This is a genomic window from Woronichinia naegeliana WA131 (assembly GCA_025370055.1).
In the GTDB taxonomy this organism is placed as follows: Bacteria; Cyanobacteriota; Cyanobacteriia; order Cyanobacteriales; family Microcystaceae; genus Woronichinia; species Woronichinia naegeliana.
This window is the reverse complement of sequence record CP073041.1, coordinates 2,723,270-2,743,961: the sequence shown is the minus strand read 5'-3', so window position 1 is coordinate 2,743,961 and position 20,692 is coordinate 2,723,270. Positions and strand designations below refer to the sequence as shown.

The 20,692-nt window shown below is 41.5% G+C and carries 20 protein-coding genes and 1 pseudogene; 14 read left to right on the top strand and 7 right to left on the bottom strand.

Features of this window, described 5'->3' with window-relative positions; genetic code table 11:
* Nucleotides 1–45: 45 nt before the first annotated feature.
* The 3 genes and pseudogenes from KA717_14100 to KA717_14090 form a co-directional block, all read right to left on the bottom strand.
* Nucleotides 46–596, bottom strand: a pseudogene (locus tag KA717_14100) (Uma2 family endonuclease).
* A gap of 46 nt (nt 597–642) precedes the next feature.
* Nucleotides 643–2,466: an ABC transporter ATP-binding protein/permease gene (locus KA717_14095; protein ID UXE63634.1), complete on the bottom strand. Its 1,824-nt coding sequence runs from the start codon at nt 2,464–2,466 to the stop codon at nt 643–645.
* Between the two features lie 207 nt (nt 2,467–2,673).
* The gene (locus tag KA717_14090; GenBank protein UXE63633.1) at nt 2,674–2,850 is read right to left on the bottom strand and encodes a hypothetical protein; all 177 of its coding nucleotides are present in this window, start codon (nt 2,848–2,850) and stop codon (nt 2,674–2,676) included.
* A gap of 201 nt (nt 2,851–3,051) precedes the next feature.
* Between KA717_14090 and typA the strand changes: the two genes are divergently transcribed.
* From typA to KA717_14065, 5 genes are all read left to right on the top strand, one after another.
* Nucleotides 3,052–4,845, top strand: a complete 1,794-nt coding sequence (gene typA / locus KA717_14085; protein UXE63632.1) for a translational GTPase TypA — start codon at nt 3,052–3,054, stop codon at nt 4,843–4,845.
* Nucleotides 4,846–5,057: 212 nt separating this feature from the next.
* Complete coding sequence (locus tag KA717_14080) at nt 5,058–6,995, top strand: penicillin-binding protein 1A (GenBank protein ID UXE63631.1); 1,938 nt, start codon at nt 5,058–5,060, stop codon at nt 6,993–6,995.
* Between the two features lie 57 nt (nt 6,996–7,052).
* Nucleotides 7,053–8,240 carry a metallophosphoesterase gene (locus tag KA717_14075; GenBank protein UXE64658.1) on the top strand — a complete coding sequence of 396 codons (1,188 nt, stop codon included), beginning with the start codon at nt 7,053–7,055 and terminating at the stop codon, nt 8,238–8,240.
* 178 nt (nt 8,241–8,418) lie between these two features.
* The gene (rimO, locus tag KA717_14070; protein ID UXE63630.1) at nt 8,419–9,732 is read left to right on the top strand and encodes a 30S ribosomal protein S12 methylthiotransferase RimO; all 1,314 of its coding nucleotides are present in this window, start codon (nt 8,419–8,421) and stop codon (nt 9,730–9,732) included.
* Nucleotides 9,733–9,843: 111 nt separating this feature from the next.
* Nucleotides 9,844–11,307 (top strand): DEAD/DEAH box helicase, encoded by a 1,464-nt coding sequence (locus KA717_14065; GenBank protein UXE63629.1) that lies wholly within the window; start codon nt 9,844–9,846, stop codon nt 11,305–11,307.
* A 73-nt stretch (nt 11,308–11,380) separates the two neighbouring features.
* On the opposite strand, the gene KA717_14060 is transcribed toward KA717_14065, so the two are convergent.
* Together KA717_14060 and KA717_14055 are read right to left on the bottom strand one after the other, a co-directional pair.
* Nucleotides 11,381–11,635, bottom strand: a complete 255-nt coding sequence (locus KA717_14060; protein UXE63628.1) for a BrnA antitoxin family protein — start codon at nt 11,633–11,635, stop codon at nt 11,381–11,383.
* A 3-nt stretch (nt 11,636–11,638) separates the two neighbouring features.
* Complete coding sequence (locus KA717_14055; protein ID UXE63627.1) at nt 11,639–11,911, bottom strand: BrnT family toxin; 273 nt, start codon at nt 11,909–11,911, stop codon at nt 11,639–11,641.
* Nucleotides 11,912–12,233: 322 nt separating this feature from the next.
* On the opposite strand from KA717_14055, the gene KA717_14050 reads away from it, so the two are divergent.
* The 9 genes from KA717_14050 to KA717_14010 all read left to right on the top strand — a co-directional run bounded on the left by KA717_14050 (nt 12,234) and on the right by KA717_14010 (nt 19,465).
* The gene (locus KA717_14050) at nt 12,234–12,698 is read left to right on the top strand and encodes a hypothetical protein (GenBank protein ID UXE63626.1); all 465 of its coding nucleotides are present in this window, start codon (nt 12,234–12,236) and stop codon (nt 12,696–12,698) included.
* 41 nt (nt 12,699–12,739) lie between these two features.
* Nucleotides 12,740–15,472, top strand: a complete 2,733-nt coding sequence (locus tag KA717_14045) for a dynamin family protein (protein ID UXE63625.1) — start codon at nt 12,740–12,742, stop codon at nt 15,470–15,472.
* Nucleotides 15,473–15,579: 107 nt separating this feature from the next.
* Nucleotides 15,580–16,452, top strand: coding sequence for a dynamin family protein (locus tag KA717_14040; protein ID UXE63624.1), 873 nt, complete (start codon nt 15,580–15,582; stop codon nt 16,450–16,452).
* A 733-nt stretch (nt 16,453–17,185) separates the two neighbouring features.
* Nucleotides 17,186–17,404 (top strand): hypothetical protein, encoded by a 219-nt coding sequence (locus KA717_14035; protein UXE63623.1) that lies wholly within the window; start codon nt 17,186–17,188, stop codon nt 17,402–17,404.
* Nucleotides 17,397–17,681 (top strand): type II toxin-antitoxin system mRNA interferase toxin, RelE/StbE family, encoded by a 285-nt coding sequence (locus tag KA717_14030; GenBank protein UXE63622.1) that lies wholly within the window; start codon nt 17,397–17,399, stop codon nt 17,679–17,681. Before KA717_14035 ends, KA717_14030 begins: the two co-directional genes overlap by 8 nt.
* 205 nt (nt 17,682–17,886) lie before the next feature.
* Complete coding sequence (locus KA717_14025) at nt 17,887–18,117, top strand: hypothetical protein (protein UXE63621.1); 231 nt, start codon at nt 17,887–17,889, stop codon at nt 18,115–18,117.
* Nucleotides 18,098–18,520 (top strand): putative toxin-antitoxin system toxin component, PIN family, encoded by a 423-nt coding sequence (locus KA717_14020; protein UXE63620.1) that lies wholly within the window; start codon nt 18,098–18,100, stop codon nt 18,518–18,520. Before KA717_14025 ends, KA717_14020 begins: the two co-directional genes overlap by 20 nt.
* Before the next feature lie 311 nt (nt 18,521–18,831).
* Nucleotides 18,832–19,062: a hypothetical protein gene (locus KA717_14015; GenBank protein UXE63619.1), complete on the top strand. Its 231-nt coding sequence runs from the start codon at nt 18,832–18,834 to the stop codon at nt 19,060–19,062.
* The gene (locus KA717_14010) at nt 19,043–19,465 is read left to right on the top strand and encodes a putative toxin-antitoxin system toxin component, PIN family (protein UXE63618.1); all 423 of its coding nucleotides are present in this window, start codon (nt 19,043–19,045) and stop codon (nt 19,463–19,465) included. The genes KA717_14015 and KA717_14010 overlap by 20 nt, the downstream gene beginning before the upstream one ends.
* Nucleotides 19,466–19,859: 394 nt before the next feature.
* On the opposite strand, the gene KA717_14005 is transcribed toward KA717_14010, so the two are convergent.
* The gene (locus tag KA717_14005) at nt 19,860–20,144 is read right to left on the bottom strand and encodes a hypothetical protein (protein UXE63617.1); all 285 of its coding nucleotides are present in this window, start codon (nt 20,142–20,144) and stop codon (nt 19,860–19,862) included.
* 316 nt (nt 20,145–20,460) lie between these two features.
* Nucleotides 20,461–20,691: a hypothetical protein gene (locus KA717_14000; GenBank protein UXE63616.1), complete on the bottom strand. Its 231-nt coding sequence runs from the start codon at nt 20,689–20,691 to the stop codon at nt 20,461–20,463.
* Nucleotide 20,692: the final 1 nt, after the last annotated feature.

Here is a 20,692-nt window from a genome sequence, read left to right as displayed (position 1 = left end):
CTTTCCACACAGTTGGGGGAAGAACCAAGAAATGTCTAAAATAAATCAAGGTAAAACCTTTTCTCCCGATAAAGTTGTGGGTAATTTGACAATTTCAACGACTTGATTAGGACGGTAAATTTTAACTTCTTGTGCTTGGGGATTAATTAACCAACCTAACTGCAAACCATTATTCAGATATTCCTGCATTTTTTCTTGAAGTTGATTTAAAGAATCAGTCCGAGAAAGCAATTCAATCACAAAATCTGGACATAATGGGGGAAATTTTCCTGTTCTTCTAAGGTCAGGGATTCCCAGCGATCGCGTTTAACCCAAGTTACATCAGGAGAGCGGGCTGCACCATTGGGTAAGCGAAATATCGTAGAAGAACTAAATACTTTTCCTAATTGAGTTTGACAATTCCAAATAACCAGATCCGCGTTCAAATTAGCTTCTCTATTACCACTAATTCCACCAACAGGGGGCATAATTATTAATTCTCCTTGGGCCGTTCTTTCCAGTTGCCAATTTTCATTGTCTTGGCAAAGTTGATAAAATTGATCGTCACTTAAGATGATATTTTTGAAACTTAAAGTAATCGGTTCTGAGATAATCATTCTGGTCTCCTGAAATTTATCTCGTCTTTATCCCTAGAATTTAATATTAATCCTTACCCAATCTCTGTAATTGATATAGGCTGGCATAAAGACCGGCCTTTTCTAACAATTGTTCATGGTTTCCTTCTTCTAAAATTTCTCCTTGTTTTAAGACAAAAATACGATCAACGTGACGAATGGTTGACAGGCGATGGGCAATAATAATCGCAGTACGATTTTCTAATAAGTGCATCAAGGCATTTTGAATATGGGCCTCTGTTCCCACATCTAAATTAGCCGTAGCCTCATCTAACACCAAGACTTTTGGCTCTCGGATAGCGACCCTCGCAAAGGCCAATAATTGCTTTTGTCCTCCAGAAATATTACTCCCCCGTTCTCGCAATTCTGTATTATATCCCTGGGGAAGAGCTTCAATTAATTGATCCACATTGGTTAGCTGGGCGGCTCTTTGTACTTCCGCGAGGCTATAATTTTCACCGAGAGTAATATTTCGCTTCACATCGCCTGCAAATAAGAAACTATCTTGAAGAATTACCCCAATATAACGTCGTAATTGAGCTTGGGACAGTTCGCGAATATCAATACCATCCACTAGGATTCTTCCCTGAGTCGGTTCATAAAGACGACAGAGCAAACGGATAATAGAACTTTTTCCGGCTCCTGTAGGCCCGACAAAGGCGATTTTTTCACCAGGCTTAATCGTGAAATTGAGATTTTTTAAAACATATTCATCCGCTTTATAGGCAAAGCAAACCTGTTCAAAACGAATTTCTCCCTGCAAACTGAGATTTTCAGGATTACTGTCGAGATTACTTAAAACGTCGCGATCGCGGATATCAATCGGTTCACTCATTAATTCTCCAATACGCTCAATCGCCGTAAATCCAGATTGAAACATGGTAAATTTATCTGCAAATTGACGCAGAGGATTAAAGAGACGTTGGGCATAGAGAATAAAAGCTCCTAAACTACCAAAACTTAAGGCATCCTTTAACACTAAAATTCCCCCTAACCACAACACCCCCGCGATCGCTACTAAACTAATCCATTCCAAAGTCGCTGACACGGCCGAATCATGAAAAATGGTGCGATCCACCTCATGACGATAACGTTTATTTACTGCTCGAAACTGTTCAGCATTATAAACTTCCCGTCGAAATAACTGCACCACATTAATGCCAGTCACATTTTCTTGTAATATCGAATTCAGCTTAGATAATTCTTCCCTCACCTGATAATTAGCAATACGATATTGTTGCTGAAAATAAATAATTAAAAGGGTGACAGGAATTAACATCGCCACTAACATTAAGGCCAATTGCCATTGCAACCAAAAAATCGTGACAATAATCACCAAAATAGAAATAAAATCACTAATAACCCCGATCGCACCACTGGCAAAAACATCTCCTAATGCCTCCACATCACTCGTTAATCGGGTCACTAAACGACCAACGGGGGTGCGATGGAAAAAAGTCAATGAAAGGGAAGTAACATGGTCAAATAGATCTTTGCGAACATTGGCCGTAATTTCCTGGCCAATTTTTTGCACTAAATATCCTTGAATACCCGCAAAAATCAGTCGCAAAACAATGGTAAACAATAAAAAGAGCACTAAACTATGAAGAGCTTCTGTTAAAGGTAATTGAGCCAAAATAGGCCAGACCGATTCTTTGCGGAGTAGAGAGATCGCCTGACCAACAATTAAAGGTTGCACCGCCCCAGTAAAAGCCACTGGAATCAGTAAAATAATGGAGAGCGGCAACAAACGAGGATACCGCCGCAGATAGGGCAATAATTTAAGTAATAATCGCCAGTCACTTTCGATTTTACGGGAGGAGAGAGGAGAGAAAGGCAGAGTGGCGGCCATAAAGAACAATTACCAGAAGAAGCAAGCAGACAGGACAGACAAACGCGGATTAGCAGGGAAAAGTACTTTTACTGTTAATTAACCCTAACATAGCCATCATCACAACATCAATCTGTCACTGATGCCAGACTGCTTTTAACCGTTTTGACATACTCCCCCGCGTGAACGACGGGGGATTCTTATTCATAGTTCACAGAGATCCACTTACTATTGTTGGTTTCCCTCCGCAGTACAAGCTCCACCGCTCTGGGCTGGAATCACGTTATTTCCTAGCCCCGTCAAACTTTGTAATAGGGTACTTTTCCCCTGACGCATGATGCCAATCACCCCAATATTGAGAGTGTCACAGGAAAAACGAGCCTGTAACTTTTCTAAAATGACCAATTGCTCCGTAATGGCATCGTGAGGAGCATAGACTATTGAGGGAAGGGGAGATCACAGTACTCATTAACAAAACAAGTCCCGACTCCACTATCGACCAAAATGAATGCCTACGAAAAATAGAAGTCTATAGTCAGAAGTCTCGTCTGTAAGCTAGAATTATTACAAAATGTTACCGTTCTGCGTACAGACGCAAGTTTCTCTATGTCCCTTCCCATTCGCAACGTCGCTATTATTGCCCACGTTGATCACGGCAAAACAACCCTGGTTGACGCACTCCTCAAACAATCTGGCATTTTTCGGGAAGGGGAAGAGGTTCCAGATTGCGTCATGGACTCCAATGATCTGGAACGGGAACGGGGTATTACCATCCTTTCCAAAAATACGGCGGTTCATTACCAAGACACCTTAATTAATATTGTTGATACCCCAGGTCACGCGGACTTTGGGGGAGAAGTGGAGCGCGTCCTCGGTATGGTGGATGGTTGTGTTCTGATCGTGGATGCCAACGAAGGCCCTATGCCCCAAACTCGTTTTGTGCTGAAAAAGGCCCTAGAAAAAGGTCTGCGTCCCATTCTTGTCGTTAATAAAATTGACCGTCCCCGCGCTGACCCGAATACTGCCGTTGATAAAGTGTTTGATCTGTTCGTGGAATTAGGGGCTGATGATGACCAGTGTGATTTCACCACGCTTTTTGCCTCTGGTATGGCGGGTTATGCCAAAGAAAACCTAGAAGATGAAGGGGAAGACATGAAACCCCTATTTGAAGCGATTCTGCACCATGTTCCGCCCCCAGCCGGCGACCCGAATAAACCCCTGCAACTGCAAGTTACGACCCTAGATTATTCCGACTATCTTGGTCGTATCATTATCGGTCGGATTCACAACGGTACAATCAAAGCAGGTCAACAGGCGGCCTTAGTAAAAGATACCGGCGAGATTGTGAAGGGGCGAGTCACTAAGTTACTGGGTTTTGATGGTTTAAAACGAGTGGAACTACCTGAAGCCAGTGCGGGTTATATCGTAGCAGTGGCCGGTTTTGCCGATGCCAATATTGGAGAAACCTTAACTTGTCCCGATGAGCCTCAAGCCTTGCCTCTGATTAAGGTGGATGAACCCACTTTACAGATGACCTTCTCGGTGAATGATTCTCCCTTTGCCGGTCTAGAAGGTAAATTTGTCACTTCCCGTCAAATCCGCGATCGCCTGGATCGGGAATTAGAAACCAATGTGGCCCTGCGGGTAGAAGAAGGCGACAGTGCCGAAAAATTCCTCGTTTCAGGACGGGGAGAATTACATCTGGGCATTTTAATCGAAACCATGCGTCGGGAAGGCTACGAGTTCCAGGTGTCCCAACCCCAGGTAATTTACCGCGAAGTTAAAGGCCAGCCTTGCGAACCCTTTGAATATCTGGTCTTAGATGTACCGGAAGCAGCCGTTGGTTCCTGTATTGAACGTTTGGGTCAACGACGGGGAGAAATGCAGGATATGCAAACGGGAACGAATGGCCGAACCCAATTGGAGTTTGTGATTCCAGCGCGGGGTTTAATCGGTTTCCGAGGTGAGTTCATCCGTATGACGCGGGGCGAAGGCATTATGAACCACAGCTTCCTGGAATACCGTCAACTTTGCGGAACCGTTGAAACCCGTTATAACGGCGTAATTATTGCCATTGAAGAGGGAACGGCTACTTTCTACGCTCTTAAAAACTCCGAAGATCGAGGCATCTTTTTTATTACACCTGGTACTAAAGTCTATAAGGGCATGATTATTGGAGAACACAATCGTCCCCAGGATTTAGACCTGAACATCTGCAAAACCAAGCAGTTAACCAATCATCGTTCTGCGACTGGCGATGAATTAGTGCAATTGCAGACTCCCGTCGATATGAGCCTGGAGCGTGCCCTAGAGTATATTGGTAGTGATGAACTGGTAGAAATTACCCCTCAATCGATTCGCCTGCGCAAAGTTCGCGCCCAAAAACTGGCTAAACGCTAGATTGAAACGGGAGATTGGGATCTGAACAGTTGTAACGAAAAGTCACATTTCGATCTCCCTTTGACATCAAGGCTGAAGGAGGGGGTTGACTTATTGCTAAACTCTTGTAAGACTACAAGATTAAATTTGTTACTAATAGTTCCCTTAATCTAAATCAAGTTAACATTTCGTTTCAAATCTAAAATATTCTGGCGTGAGGAAGTCAACGTACCGTGTCATCTACTACTAGTGCAGCCCCCCCTAGCATTACGGAACAACAACCTGCGAAGGAAACCTCTTTTCTTAAAGGGTTACTCAAGGTTACGAGTGGTACTATTTTAGGGTTAGGATTATTAACCAGTGCTGTTACGGCTGGTGGATTAGTGGGATTGGCGATTAGCTTCCGTAATCTTCCAGATGTTCGTAGCCTCAAAACCTATGTTCCCGCCCAAACGAGTTATATTTATGATGCCAAGGGTCGGGAAATTCAAAGTCTGCATGACGAAGCGAACCGCAAAATTGTCTCTTTAGATCAAGTCTCACCTAATCTGAAGCGGGCGGTGATGGCGATTGAAGATAGTAGTTTTTATAATCATGTGGGGATTAACCCCAATAGTATTGGTCGGGCTGTACTGGCAAACTTCAAAAGTGGTGGTGTATCGGAAGGGGCTTCTACCCTAACCATGCAATTGGTTAAAAATATCTTTTTGTCTCAAAAGCGTGTTTTCACCCGTAAGGCAGCGGAAGCCGTTTTAGCGATTCGGGTAGAACAGGTTTTTAATAAAGATCAAATTTTAGATATGTACCTCAACTATATTTATTGGGGTCATAATAACTATGGAATACAAACGGCATCTGAAAGTTATTTTGGCAAGCCAGCCGCGAAGTTAGATTTAGCTGAATCGGCAATGTTGGCAGGGATGATCCAAGCCCCGGAAGCCTATAGTCCCTACGGAAACTTTAAAGCAGCCAAGGAACGTCAAGAAGTTGTTTTAACTCGGATGCGGGATCTCGGTTGGATTACGGCCCAAGAGGAAGACTTGGCTAAGAAAGAAAAATTAAAATTGGGTAAGCTCACGGCTTGGTCTGGCAGTAAATTGCCCTATGTAACCGATACGGTGATGCAGGAGTTAAGGGATAAATTTGGCAAGGAAGCGGTTCTCAAGGGGGGAATGCGGATTCAAACAACGGTGGATTATGACCTTCAGAAAAAGGCTGAGAATGTTATTCATAATGCTTACCTGAATTTGAAGGGCCGGGTGCGTGGAAATACCACTCAAGTGGCTTTAATTTCGGTTGAGCCAAGTACCCATTTTATTAAGGCGATCGTGGGGGGAGGAGATTATCAAAAGAGTCAATTAAATCGAGTCACGCAATCTCGACGACAGCCAGGTTCTTCTTTTAAACCCTTTGTCTATTACACGGCCTTTGCCAGTGGTAAATATACCCCCGATTCGGTGGTTATGGATGCCCCGATCCGACTGCGTGACGGCGGATTGTATTACACCCCTAAAAACTATGGCGGTAGTTTCTCTGGAGCCATGTCGATTCGTAGTGCGGTAATGGTTTCCCAAAATATTCCAGCCGTCTTGATCGGTAGCAAGGTGGGGATTAGTAAAGTGATTGAAAACTGTCATCGGATGGGGATCAAAAGTCCTCTGCAACCGGTTTTATCGCTTCCCCTTGGCTCTGTGGATGTTACGCCTCTTGATATGGCAACGGCCTACGCAACGATCGCCAGTAATGGCTGGTATTCTGACCCAACGGTGATTCTGCGAGTGACGGATAGTCAGGGCAATGTGTTGTTGGATAATACCCCTAAACCGCAATTAGTTCTAGATCCCTGGGCAGCAGCGACGATGACTTCCGTTCTAACCTCAGTGGTCAATGGTGGGACGGGAAGATTGGCCTATTTAGGACGACCGACGGCGGGTAAAACCGGCACAACCGATAATGAGCGCAATGTTTGGTTTGTGGGCTATGTACCTCAAATGTCAACCGCCGTGTGGATTGGGGATGATAATAACCGTCAGCTAGGGAAAGGCGTTACTGGGGGACATTATGCGGCTCCGGTGTGGCGACAATTTATGTCCCAGGCGGTTAAGGATTTACCTGTCGAATATTTTCCGGCTGCGTCTAAGTTTCCTCGTCCCAAAGCCAGTGGCAAATAGTTTGGTTTTGTTAATGATTTTGAACGCAGCGATCGCTGTTGGGTTAGACAGTTGGTTATGGTTCGCAAGTATATCCTCTTCATTGTCATCGCCGCGATCGCCTGTTTAACGGTGGTGGTGGGTTATGGAACTTACCAAAACTCGGTTTCTCCCATTGCCCAATCTCAGGTAGCCGCCAGCAGTATTCAAGCTCAACCCCAGAAATTGGCCCTCGCTCCTCCAGGCTTAACCGCGCCCCCACGAGGAGATGTGCGAATTGCGGTGATTAGTGATCTGAATAGTCAGTATGGTTCAACGGATTACGAAGCGGAAGTTGATAAGGCGATCGCGCTCATTCCTGGTTGGCAACCGGATCTGGTTTTGAGTGGTGGGGATATGGTGGCTGGCCAGAAAGCGTCATTAACGAAACCCCAAATTGAAGCCATGTGGGCTGGCTTTGACCTTCATATTGCGGCCCCTTTACGGCAGGCGAATTTACCGCTCGGTTTTACATTGGGTAATCATGATGCTTCGGGGGCGATCGTTCAAGGAGTCAAACCCTATCAAAAAGAACGGGAACTGGCCGTCGCCTATTGGAATGGGCCTGACCATAATTTAGGGTTAACCTTTGTTGATCGAGCCAAGTTTCCCTTTTATTACAGCTTTCAGCAAAATGAGGTATTTTATCTGGTTTGGGATGCTTCGACGGATCGCTTTTCTCAGGAACAATTAGCCTGGATTGAAAACAGTCTGGCTTCTCCTGCGGCCCAATCGGCCAAAATGAGAATCGCGATCGGTCATATTCCTCTCTACGCTGTTGCTGTTGGCCGCAATAAGGCTGGAGAAGTTTTAAGCAATGCCGATGCCCTACGCGCTCTACTGGAAAAATATCACGTTCACACCTATATCAGTGGCCATCAACACGCCTATTATCCGGGCAAACGAGGCAAATTAGAATTACTACACACCGGAGCCTTAGGAGCAGGGGCGCGTAAACTCCTGAATAGCAATCTTCCGCCGACCAAGACCCTCACAATTGTGGACATTGATCTCAATGCTGCCACCACCGTTTATACCACCTATGACATGAGAACCCTTAAGGTGGTAGATAGCCAAATTTTACCGCGTCTAATTACGGGGGTTAATGGCTGGGTAATACGAAGAGACTTGACAGAAAGGGATTTGACGACCCAGGAATGCTCAGAACTCAATCAACACACGGCGATCGCTACCGATAAACTCCTTTGTCAGCAAATCGCTAAATAAATTTCGACAGTTCTCTGTGTTTTCCCTGTTCCCATCTGTTACAATGTCTTAACATACGAAATTAGGGGCAAGAAGCTCAAGGAAAGATCCCGCGATCGCCGTATTTGGTGAAAGTGAGACAAGCAGCTTGGTTTTAGTCCCTAGGGCAACTTTAGCGGACTCATTACTATCAATATTCATGGGCAATAAGCCATCCATCGCCATTTCCCATCTGGGATGCGAAAAAAATCGAATAGACTCAGAGCATATGCTCGGTTTACTGGTTCAGGCAGGTTATCCTGTCGATGCCAACGAAGAAATTGCGGATTATGTTATCGTTAATACCTGTAGTTTTATTCAAGATGCGAGAGAAGAATCGGTTCGGACTCTCGTAGAACTGGCAGAAGCAAAGAAGAAAATCATTATTTCGGGTTGTTTAGCCCAGCACTTTCAAGAGCAGTTATTGACCGAAATCCCTGAAGCCGTGGCGGTGGTGGGAACCGGAGACTATCAAAAGATTGTTGAAATTGTTGAACAGGTTGAGCAGGGGCAACGGGTTAAGGCCATCTCTGAGCATCCGACCTTTATTGCAGATGAAAACTTGCCTCGCTATCGAACCACAACGGAAGGGGTTGCCTATCTTCGTGTGGCCGAGGGTTGTGATTATCGCTGTGCTTTTTGTATTATTCCCCAACTGCGGGGCAAGCAGCGATCGCGCGATATTGAATCCATCGTGGCAGAAGCGAAACAATTAGTCGCTCAGGGAGTACAGGAATTAATTTTAATTTCTCAAATTACCACCAATTACGGACTAGACCTTTACGGTGAACCCCGATTGGCTGAACTATTGTCTGCCCTGGGTGAAGTGGATGTGCCTTGGATTCGCATTCATTACGCTTACCCAACCGGATTAACGCCCAAGGTGATCAAAGCGATTCGGGAAACGCCCAATGTTTTACCCTACCTAGATTTACCCTTGCAACATTCTCACCCCGATGTCCTCAAAGCCATGAATCGACCCTGGCAAGGTCAAGTCAATGATGCCATTATTCACCGTATTAAAGATGCGATCCCCGATGCCGTCCTAAGAACCACCTTCATTGTTGGTTTTCCGGGCGAAACCGAAGCTCATTTTGAGCATTTAATCGATTTTGTCCAACGGCATGAATTTGATCATGTGGGAGTCTTTACCTTCTCCCCGGAAGAAGAAACACCAGCCTACCATTTACCCAATCAAATGACTCAAGCCGAGATGACGGCACGACGGGAGCGGTTAATGGCCTGTCAACAGCCTATTTCAGCCCGTAACAATGCTGCCTGTATAGGTCAAACCGTCGAAGTCTTGATTGAGCAAGAAAATCCAGCAACGGGGGAACTGATTGGCCGCTCGGCCCGCTTTGCCCCGGAAGTAGATGGTTTGGTTTACGTCACGGGAGAAGCAACGCTCGGCAGTATTGTTCCCGTCAACATTACTGCGGCTGATGTCTATGATCTCTACGGTCAAGTGGCTTAAGAGGCTGATTTTTCCTACCCTGTTTTCCTCGGCGTGTCACCTAGAATCAAAAAGTTCTATAAAAACGCCTATTTCAATTGTCAACTGTCAACTTAAATTTATTGCCATCCTATGACTATTTCCTTTCAAAGCTTAGGTTTATCTGAAGAGCGTTCTATTCACTTAGAAAGTCTGGGTTTTACAGAGCCAACCGCCATTCAAGCCGAAGCGATTCCTTTATTGCTTAACGGTCAAGATATGGTTGCCCAATCCCAAACTGGTACGGGAAAAACGGCGGCCTATGCCTTACCCATTCTCGAAAAGATTGAACGTCGTCCTGGTGTTCAGGCTTTAATTCTGACTCCGACCCGTGAGTTAGCCCAACAGGTGGCGGAAGCGATCAAAGAATTTGCCAATGAGCGTCGCCTCTATGTGCTGACGGTTTACGGTGGTCAAGCGATTGATCGCCAAATTCGCAGTTTAGAGCGGGGTGTACAGATTGTGGTCGGAACACCGGGACGAGTCATTGATCTGTTAGACCGCCGTAAATTAAATCTAGAAACCGTCAATTGGGTGGTGCTAGATGAAGCTGATGAAATGCTCAGTATGGGTTTTATTGATGATGTCAAAACCATTCTCAAAAAGACTCCGGCTGAAACCCGACAAACTGCTTGTTTTTCTGCCACCATGCCCCGCGAAATTCGGGATTTGGTCAATCAGTTTCTCAAAGATCCGGTAACGGTTTCAGTCAAACAACAACAGAGCACACCCTCCAAAATTGACCAACAGGTTTATATGGTTCCTCGCGGTTGGTCGAAGATGAAAGCCCTTCAGCCTATCCTCGAAATGGAAAATCCTGAATCGGCCATTATTTTTGTCCGTACTAAGCAAACTGCCGCCGAGTTAACCAGCAAGCTACAAGAAGCCGGTCACACGGTGGATGAGTATCACGGTAATTTGAGTCAATCCCAACGGGAACGCTTAGTTCAACGTTTTCGGGACAATAAGATCAAATTGGTGGTGGCAACGGATATTGCTGCACGGGGGCTAGATGTGGAAAATCTCAGCCATGTCATTAACTTTGACTTGCCGGATAATGCTGAAACCTATATTCACCGTATTGGTCGTACTGGCCGGGCGGGTAAAACTGGAACGGCGATCGCCTTAGTGGAACCCATTGATCGTCGTCTATTACGTCAAATTGAACAACGGTTAAAACAACGCATTGAAACCTCTCAAATTCCCGATCGCTCCCAGGTAGAAGCCAAACGTCTGGAGAAATTACAAAATCAAATCCAAGAAGCTCTAACGGGTGAACGGATGGCCTCTTTCTTACCCTTGGTACGGGATTTGAGTGCAGACTATGATCCCCAAGCGATCGCCGCGGCGGCTCTCCAGATGATCTACGATCAAAATTGTCCTAACTGGATGAAAACAGATTGGGAAGTTCCTGATGTGGGAACCCAGAAACCCCTCATTAAACGCAAATTTAATAAGCCGGAAGGGGGTAAGACCTTTAGCAATAAGCCTACTGGTAAACCAACTAACTATAACCGCTATGCTTCTGATCGCAAACCTGTTTTTAGTGATCAGTAACAGTTTCTCGATTTAAGTTTAAATATACTGCGATCGCTTTTTATCTTTATCGGTAAGAGGCGATCGCATTATTTTATTTAGATGTGGTTAATTCTTCGCGTAAAATGCGGCGTAATAATGATTCTAAGGATTCTCCTTTTTGTTGAATATAGTCTTGTAGAGCTTGGTTAATTAAGGTTTGGTAGTTACCGCCATTTTGGGCGTTGACGGTTTCTCGAAACCAGTCAATAATTTCATCATCAAGATATAGGGTGATCTGGGTTTTTCCTTGGGGAATGGGATCGATCGCACCTCGTTTTCCAGTGCTAAAGTCGTATTGTTCTTTCATGATTTATCCTTCATATTGTTGGCGTTCAATTTTGTTAGCTTTGCGGGCTGAGATGATTCTGATTGTATTTTGATCTCGATAGGTATAAGCAATAACCAGAATTCGTCTGAAAAAGTCTAATCCTATTATAATAAATCTTTCTTCGTCGGGATGCTCATCGCTAATGATGATGGCGAAGTTGTCATTAAAGACAGAAACTGCGTCTGCAAATTGGATGCTATGTTTACGAAGGTTGGAACGTGCTTTGTTGTGATCCCATTCATATTCGTATTGCATGGTGTTTGATCAATAATTCTTTTTTGATGTGCGATCATATCGCTGGATAGCTCATAACCTCGTGGTCAACGATAATGCGATCGCTTTTTATCTTTATCGGTAAGGGGCGATCGCTTTTTTCTAATTTTAGAGAGGGCGATCTCTTCTTGAACTTAAGATGATGATTGAATGCTTCTGACGAGTTAGTTTAGCTGAAGTTCACACTATAGTGGCGCGTCACAAATTTTACATATCTTAATGTTTTCCCCTTGACAGCAAACTGTTTTTAAGAGTATGCTTTCAGCATATGCTTTAATCAAGACAAAATCACTGAGTTTAAGTTATGGCAACGAAATACTACTCCTTCAACATTTTTATGGATGAGGTTGTTAACACTGCAAACAGTCGAGTTAACTTAGAGGAACTCTTTGCCCTAGACAGTGGAGACGTAATTAAAATAATTAGTGTGATTCTTGTAAAGGGTGGCTGGCCTGGTTTTGTGGCTGTTGTATTTTTATTGTTATTAGGACCAATAGCTTTTATCGCAACATTAGGTACATTTGGATTTACACCTCCTGGTTTGGTAATATTTGCTATTTTCGGTGTTGCTACAGTTGCTACTCTCAAAACCCTTTATCAAAATAGAGAATTACCTATAGCAGTAAAGGAAGTTGGCGAGGAGTTTAAGCCAAAATGGGAAAGAGTTAAAGGTAATACAGACAAGGTAAACGCTTTATTAAGCGAAGCTGTTAATTCTCTAATCAACAAGGCAAGAGATAAACAAAAACGACTAGTTAATCGCCTTTAATTTAATAAAATATAAACACTTTTTAAGGAGACATCAAGAAAATGAACAATATCAATCAACAAAACATGGATGATCAGTTTGATGCCAAGCGTACTGAACTGTTAAATCTGTTAAACAAGTCACGCGAAATTGTTGACAGACTTGATGAATCAGGTTATTTTCCATCTGATACTGAGGATTTACGCAACCAAATTAATACTACAAGTCAGCGTTGCCATGAAGGATTATTTACTATTGCTTTAATTGCCTCATTTCAGTCAGGCAAATCAACAACTCTGAATACATTTGCTGATGGTAGAGAAATCGCCCCACGCGGTTTAGGTGGTGGTGGCATTAAAACCAGTGCCTGTCTAGTAAAGGTTCGTAATCCTAATCAGGGAGAAAAAGAAACTGCTAAAATAACTTGGAGAACGCATAAAGATTTGCTCTTGCGTTTAGATGAAATTCTTGGTATGACTGCTTGTCAGATACCTGATTCTGAAACTTCAAAAAAGCTGCGTTTGATAAAGCAAAACAAGGCTAACTCTATCATAGAAAAAGAGAAAGAAAAATATAATCAAGAATATTTTTCAATAATAGACTTTAGAACTCTATCAGGTAAAATTTTACTTGAGCAGGCTTTAATGGAAGAGTTGAAAATTTGCAACGATAGTGTGCAAAAAGGTTCTGAAGAAATAGAAGATAAGTTAGACCTTTTACGATTCGCGATGATTGTTCTTGCTTACCATAATAATCCTGCTCTAAAATCTCTCCAAGAACAGACTGATTTTCAACCAAATGAGATAGAAAATTATCTTAAATTTCCTGCGAAATTTGGAGAACGATGGAATAAATGCTTTGATAATTTTCAAGAGAATTTAGTGGGCAAAGAATTTAGACTTTCAGAAGTCATGTATGCTTTTATCGAAGAAGTAACCTACATAGTAAACTCAGAGAATCTCAGAAAATCAGGAGCGCAAATCGTTGATTGCCCTGGGCTTTTTGTCAGTCATTATGATACATTGACTGCTCGTATAGCGATGCAAGAATCTTCAGCAATTTGGTATTTACTTACTGGGGATAAGCAACTTTCCAAATTAGAAAAAGAAGCGTTAAGTATCATCAATGGTGCTGGTCTTGCAAGTAAAGTTTTTTTTGGTGTTAACTATAAGGATAATCCAGACACAAAGAAAAATGTTTTTTCGGAGATTTTGCAAGAACTCAAAAAATTAGGATTTACAGACTCTTACCAAACGCAACCTCTTTATTTCAATGCTTTTCTTGCCCTTAGAGCTGTGCAAGGAGAAAAACTTCTTAATAATCGCTTAGATTCTTATAGTCAGGAACAAATTAAACAAGATGCAATAGCAATGGGAATACTTGACGAAGGTAGTGAATTTGATTCAGTTGAGCAAGCATGGCTAGAGAGTGTGGAGGATGTGTTAAATAAAGTTGTAACTAAGTCACGACGAAAAGATATTCTCTCTTCAGGATTTACTGAGAGGACGGTGGAACTTGTTAAATCTGAATCTAAGTGGGATTTAGTCACAGATCAAATCAAGCAGTATGTTTTTGAAACTAAAGCTTGGTCTGTTCTGATTGATTTAGGATGTGAACCTGTTATAAATACTTTAGGAAAAACCGAAACTAGCCTTAAAGTAGCTGAAGATAATGCAAAAAAAGGTCTAGAACAAGCTGAACAAGAATGGGAAGACGCAAGACAAAAACTTGCTTCATTTCAAGATGAATCTCAAGCAATAATTACTGACTACATCGATGATAACTGGGATATCGTCCTTGCTCAAAGCTTTTGGAAAGAGGTGTTTGTTCCTTCTATAAAAGCTACAGGCAAAACTGCTGCGCCTATTATTGCAAACGAGGCTACTATTAAAAATGCCCTTAGAGATACATTGACTAACATCGGTAATACTATCACTCCCGTAATGAATTGGCTAACAACGAAGGTTAATGAAAATTTTAATACTAATTTTGGTGACATCGAGCTATCTGAAACACTAAAGGAAAGGTGTGGTCAAATTATTAGAAATGAATTTGAAAATAATGTAAATATTAAATCTCAGGGATGGTTTAACTCCCTCAAAAAAGGTGGAAATCAAGATTATGAGACAAAGATTCTTCGGAGAGTTGTAAAAGCTTGTGTATTGCTTGTAAAGGAATGGGAAAGTCTTGATCTTAACCACAATTCTTATTTGCAAGGTCTTGATGTTAATATACCTAAGCTAAGTGGTGATATCCGAAGAGATATGGAAAAGTTTAGCAGTATAGGGTTTGATGGAGCTGTGGACAAATCAATAGAGAAGCCATTCCAAGATATAAGTATAACTTTTGCCTCTTTATATTTTCTTTTTCTGTTCGACTTTGTATTTCCTGGCTTAGGTATGGTTCTATTCACAGCAGCAGTTGTAGCAATAGTAATTATTAGTCGATTTAAGTCGAAGGAAGATTACATTTCAGACATTTCAGACAAAATCAACGAGGAGTTAGAGAAAGGAGTCAAATTAAATCAGGGAGATATAACTGTAAAACTCCAAGAAAAATTGCAAGTAGTTCGCAACTTTTACTTGCACTCTATAACTAATTCATTTAAAAAAATGAGTAAGCAACTCGAACAACGAATTGAAGAAGCAAAGGCTATCTTTAGTAGCACTCAATCAGAAAGAGACAAAATTGCATATATTGCAAAAGATTTTAGACAGAGTGATATTGAACCTTTACGTCAAGAATTAAAGAAATTTAAATCTTCTGTAGAAGACATTTGGAAAGAACCTTCTTGAAGTAACTTTGATGTTAATTAACTTGTTGAGAAATACCAAGTCTGGTTACTTTAACTATTTTCTCAACATTTTTGAATTGTTTAATCAAAAATAAAAAATACCCAGAAATGAAAAGTTGGACAGACTATTTAAAGATAATAGAAGAGATAGAACCTTCCTCAAAAGGTCGATTTAGAGAATTACCTAAAATATCCGTTGTTGGATGCTTTCAAAATGGCAAATCAACTTTTATTAATTGTCTTCTCGATAAGCTAGTAGCACGCCCTGGTGATGGAAGAGTAACTACTAAAATATCCACTCGTTACCGTTGGGGAGAATCTACTAGTGTTAAGTTTCGTACTAGTCAGGGCTTAGAGTCTATAACCTTGGATGAATATTTAAAGTGTGCTAACCTTGACCAAATTTCTCAAACTAGCGCATTTCAGGCAGAAATTACTTTACCTACAGAGATTCTCAAAAAAATTGAGTTAATCGATACTCCAGGATTCGATGCAAATGAGCAAGATACGGATAATGTCACTCGTTCATTAGATGAAGCAAACTATGCCATAGTTGTTTTGACCAATAACCGAACTTTAGGTGAGCCTGAAGCACGAATGTTTGAGTTTATAAAATCAAAAAACATTCCCTATACCGTGATTATGAATTGTAGGGACATTAATATAGCGATGGAATGGTATCCTACCCATAAGAAAAATTTAGATATTATTAAAGAAAATGAAGCTATTTTTGAAAGATGGGGTTGCACACCAGAAAAAATAGATGGTAATAGCTCAATATATCCATGTAATTTATTATGGTATTGGTTTGCCACCCAAATGAATAAATCACTCGTAGATTATGACGATGATTTATCAGATCAAATTGAATTTGTCTTAAATAGAAAAAAAGAAAGTCTATCAAAAGATAATATTATTAGATTGAGTAATGTTTTAGAAATCAAGTCTTTTTTTCGACATCGTTTAGCGCATATAATCTAGAATCGAGAGATCTGAATAAAACAGTGTAAGCACGTTTTCTGAGAATGAGACTGGAGGAGAGGATTATTGGAGAGTGAAGGGGAAAGCTGTGATCATTTTTGGGATGGTCAATTTGGGGGGAATAGCGATCGCTTTTAGTGAAGTGAAGGTGCGATCGTTTTTTGTGATGATGAGATTGGAGAAGGCGATCGCTTTTGGTGAGTCGTGATTTTTAGTCGATCGCTTTTGGTAAGGTGAAGGGGAAAGTGGCGATCGCGGATGTCATAATCGCTCAAGCAGATTGACATACTCCCCGTCATAAATAACGAGGATTCTTCCAGAGTCACCCCTTAGAATTTCTGGTTCTACGAGTTTGCTTAAATCAAATACCTTGCGATACTCAACCCAGAGGCAATCTCTCCCCAGACGTTTACTCCATTTCAGAAGCCTGTTTTCGTATGCCCTACGATACAGTTTAAAACCTACAATATTGGTTTCTCTGGTACTTAAAGCTTAGTGCTTTTACCTGTACAAGCCATTCTGTACAGAACCCTCTAACTCTAGTTTTCAAGGTGCGTCTATCGTTTAGATAGCTAGGTTTTTAAACAGGTTGAATACCTTGCCTGTGTCCTTCAATTCTAAACTAAAAGTCTAAACTAAATGCAAAAACAATCGAAGTCGCCCTAAAGGACGAGGCTTTAAACCCATTTTTTGGGTAAAATAAAAGCTTGTATTGAAAAAGAGGAAAGTAACAATGCCGCAAACCATGCAATTTAGTAAAATCTTAGAAATGATTGACTATCTCTCTTTTGATGAACAAGACGACTTGATCAATATTGTTAAACATCGGCAAATCGAAAAAAGACGAGAACAAATTGCTCAAAATATTTCTCAAGCTCGACAAGACTATCAAAATGGTAATGTTTTTCGAGGAAATGTTGATGACATTATTGCCGAACTGAACAATGATTAACTTAGTTTTTAGCCAATCATTTAAACGCGCTTTTAAAACAACGATTAAACGACAACCCGAATTAAAATCGAAAATAGAAGCCAAATTAAGACTACTTGCTGACAATCCCTATAATCCAATATTACGCACTCATAAATTAAAAGGAAAATTATCAGGTGCTTGGGCTTTTTCTGTTGAGTATAATTGCCGAATTATCTTTAATTTTGAACAAAATCCTGAAACCAAAGACGAAGAAATTAACCTAATTGATATTGGAACTCACGATGAGGTTTATTAAATATAATTGTTAATTCCGCAATTGGCGATCGCTTTTTGTAGAGATGGGATTGGAGGGGCGATCGCTATTCCTGTGAGTCATGATTGTTAGGCGATCGCTTTTTGTGGGGATGAGATTGGAGGTGGCGATCATTTTGGAGGTTGAAGGGGAAAGCGGCGATTACTCTCGGTAAAAGCTATCATAGAGTCAAAAGTTAAAGATTGCCATGCAGACTCAAGAACTCATCCTAACCCCCGCCGAATTAGAAGACTTTCAACATTTCGGTACTCAAAGTATGCCGCCGACTACCTCAACAGAATTGGCGATCGCGGATGCTATTATCGCTAAAGCCTGGAAACTTGCCGAAGAATCTGGCCATCAGTCCCCCGAAAAAATCTGGTCAGAACTTGATAGTATTCGTACTAAAATAGCCAACCGTGACCCAATCACTCCCTAAAGTTATTCTCGATACCTCCGTATTTGTTGCCGCACTACTCAGCAAAAATTCTCAGAGTTCTCCACCTCAAGTATTAGATGCCTGGCGCAACAGCCAATTTACCCTTATCATGTCTCCTCAACTGTTACAAGAATTGATAGTTATCTTAAATCGGCAAGGCATTTCTTTACTTGATATTCAATCGTTAATTACAGTAATTGCAAAAACCAGCTTGTTTATTCCTGGAGCTTATGAAACAACAATTTTGGACAATATAGATCCCAACGACAATATTTTTTTAGCGGCTGCTTACGAAGCAAAAGCAAATTATTTAGTCAGTTTAGATCGGCGGCATTTACTCCCTCTAAAATATTTTCACGGTACACAAATTCTGAGTCCTTCACTTTTTTTAAGGATGTTATAAAGTTCAATATTTTAGATTATATTCAAGTGCTTTTTCTAAATGCGATCGTTCTTGGGAGGTGAAGGGGAAAACAGCGATCATTTTTGAGAGGTGAAGGAGAAAACGGCGATTTTTGTAAGGTGAAGGGGAAAATTTCGATCGTTTTGGAGGTTGAAGGGAAAAGCTGCGATCTTTTTTTGTGGGTATGAGATTGGAAAAGGCGATCGCTATTTCTGTGAGTCGTTATTTCTAGGGGATCATGATGTTTTGGGTGTTGAGGGGGCGATCGCTCTCGGTAAAAGATATCATAGAGTCAAAAGCGAAAGATTGCCATGCAGACTCAAGAACTCATCCTAACCCCCGCCGAATTAGAAGACTTTCAAAATTTCGGTACTCAAAATATGCCGCCGACTACCTCAACAGAATTGGCGATCGCGGATGCTATTATCGCTAAAGCCTGGAAACTTGCCGAAGAATCTGGCCATCAGTCCCCCGAAAAAATCTGGTCAGAACTTGATAGTATTCGTACTAAAATAGCCAACCGTGACCCAATCACTCCCTAAAGTTATTCTCGATACCTCCGTATTTGTTGCCGCACTACTCAGCAAAAATTCTCAGAGTTCTCCACCTCAAGTATTAGATGCCTGGCGCAACAGCCAATTTACCCTTATTATGTCTCCTCAACTGTTACAAGAATTGATAGTTATCTTAAATCGGCAAGGCATTTCTTTACTTGATATTCAATCGTTAATTACAGTAATTGCAAAAACCAGCTTGTTTATTCCTGGAGCTTATGAAACAACAATTTTGGACAATATAGATCCCAACGACAATATTTTTTTAGCGGCTGCTTACGAAGCAAAAGCAAATTATTTAGTCAGTTTAGATCGGCGGCATTTACTCCCGCTAAAATATTTTCACGGTACACAAATTCTGAGTCCTTCACTTTTTTTAAGGATGTTATAAAGTCCAATATTTTAGATTATATTCAAGTGCTTTTTCTAAATGCGATCGCTTTTGGTGAGGTGAAGGGGAAAGCGGCGATCATTTTTGAGAGGTGAAGGAGAAAACGGCGATTTTGTAAGGTGAAGGGGAAAATTTTGATCGTTTTGGAGGTTGAAGGGGAAAGCTGCGATCTTTTTTTGTGGGTATGAGATTGGAAAAGGCGATCGCTTTTTAATCTTAAATGATGGCATAGAAACGAAGGATTGCTCAACGGAAAAAAACGAAACTGATGGCAACCACCAGCCCACTCATAACCATTGATGATGAACTCGACAGATTAGAAAGTTCAAAAATAGAAGGGGATAAAATAAAGAACCCCTAACACTGGGTTAAGGTTTTTTTGTTATCGAGTCTGTTAAGGATTCGGTGTTAGTCGGGTTAAAAGTTCGGTCAACCTATCATCTATTTGTTCCACATGGCGAAGATAGTCAGATTGAGCTTCATAATAATCAGCTTGAGCGGCGGCCAAGCGAGACATCCATTCAAAGACATGAGCGCGGTCTTTTCTTTGGGTGTCTCTTATTTTTTTTGCTTCTTCACGGTCTTGGGCAATACTACTGGCGATCGCCTCAATGCTTTTGGCGTTTGATTCTATTAATTTTTCGATGCGGTCTAGACGTTGGTTGTCACTGTCTGTCATTGGTTTACCTCGGTTTCTTCTTGGTCAGGGAGGGCAAGGATTGCGATCGCCGAGTAGGTTTAGTTAAGGAACGCAACCAAACTGGGGTCAATGATAACCTCATTGTGGATTACTGCGTAACGACTCAAGCTTGATTACTGATCTTGTAGGAGAATTATAACTCTGTTTTTAGCTAATTCGTTGAGTTACTGCGATCGCCTTCTCTGGTGAAGCACAATCTCCTCAATTATCTATCTGTTAAAGGATTTGCGGTATAGCGATCGCTTTTTGTGAATTACAAAGTTTTTCTTAATCGGTGATCATTGGAAAGGACGATTTAAAGTCTGTTCCATTCATCAACATCTATTTGACGGTAAATAATGGCTTCAACTTCTCGAATCATCATTTTTAATTGAGGGACAGAATATTCAGAATTAGAAGGAACTGTTAGACGGCATTGTTGATAAATCATAAACTGATGTCTTGTGCCGGATTTTGGCCCCTCGAAACCCAACTTACGCAACTTATTGATAAAATCTTTTCGTTTACAGGGACTTAGGCGACTCATT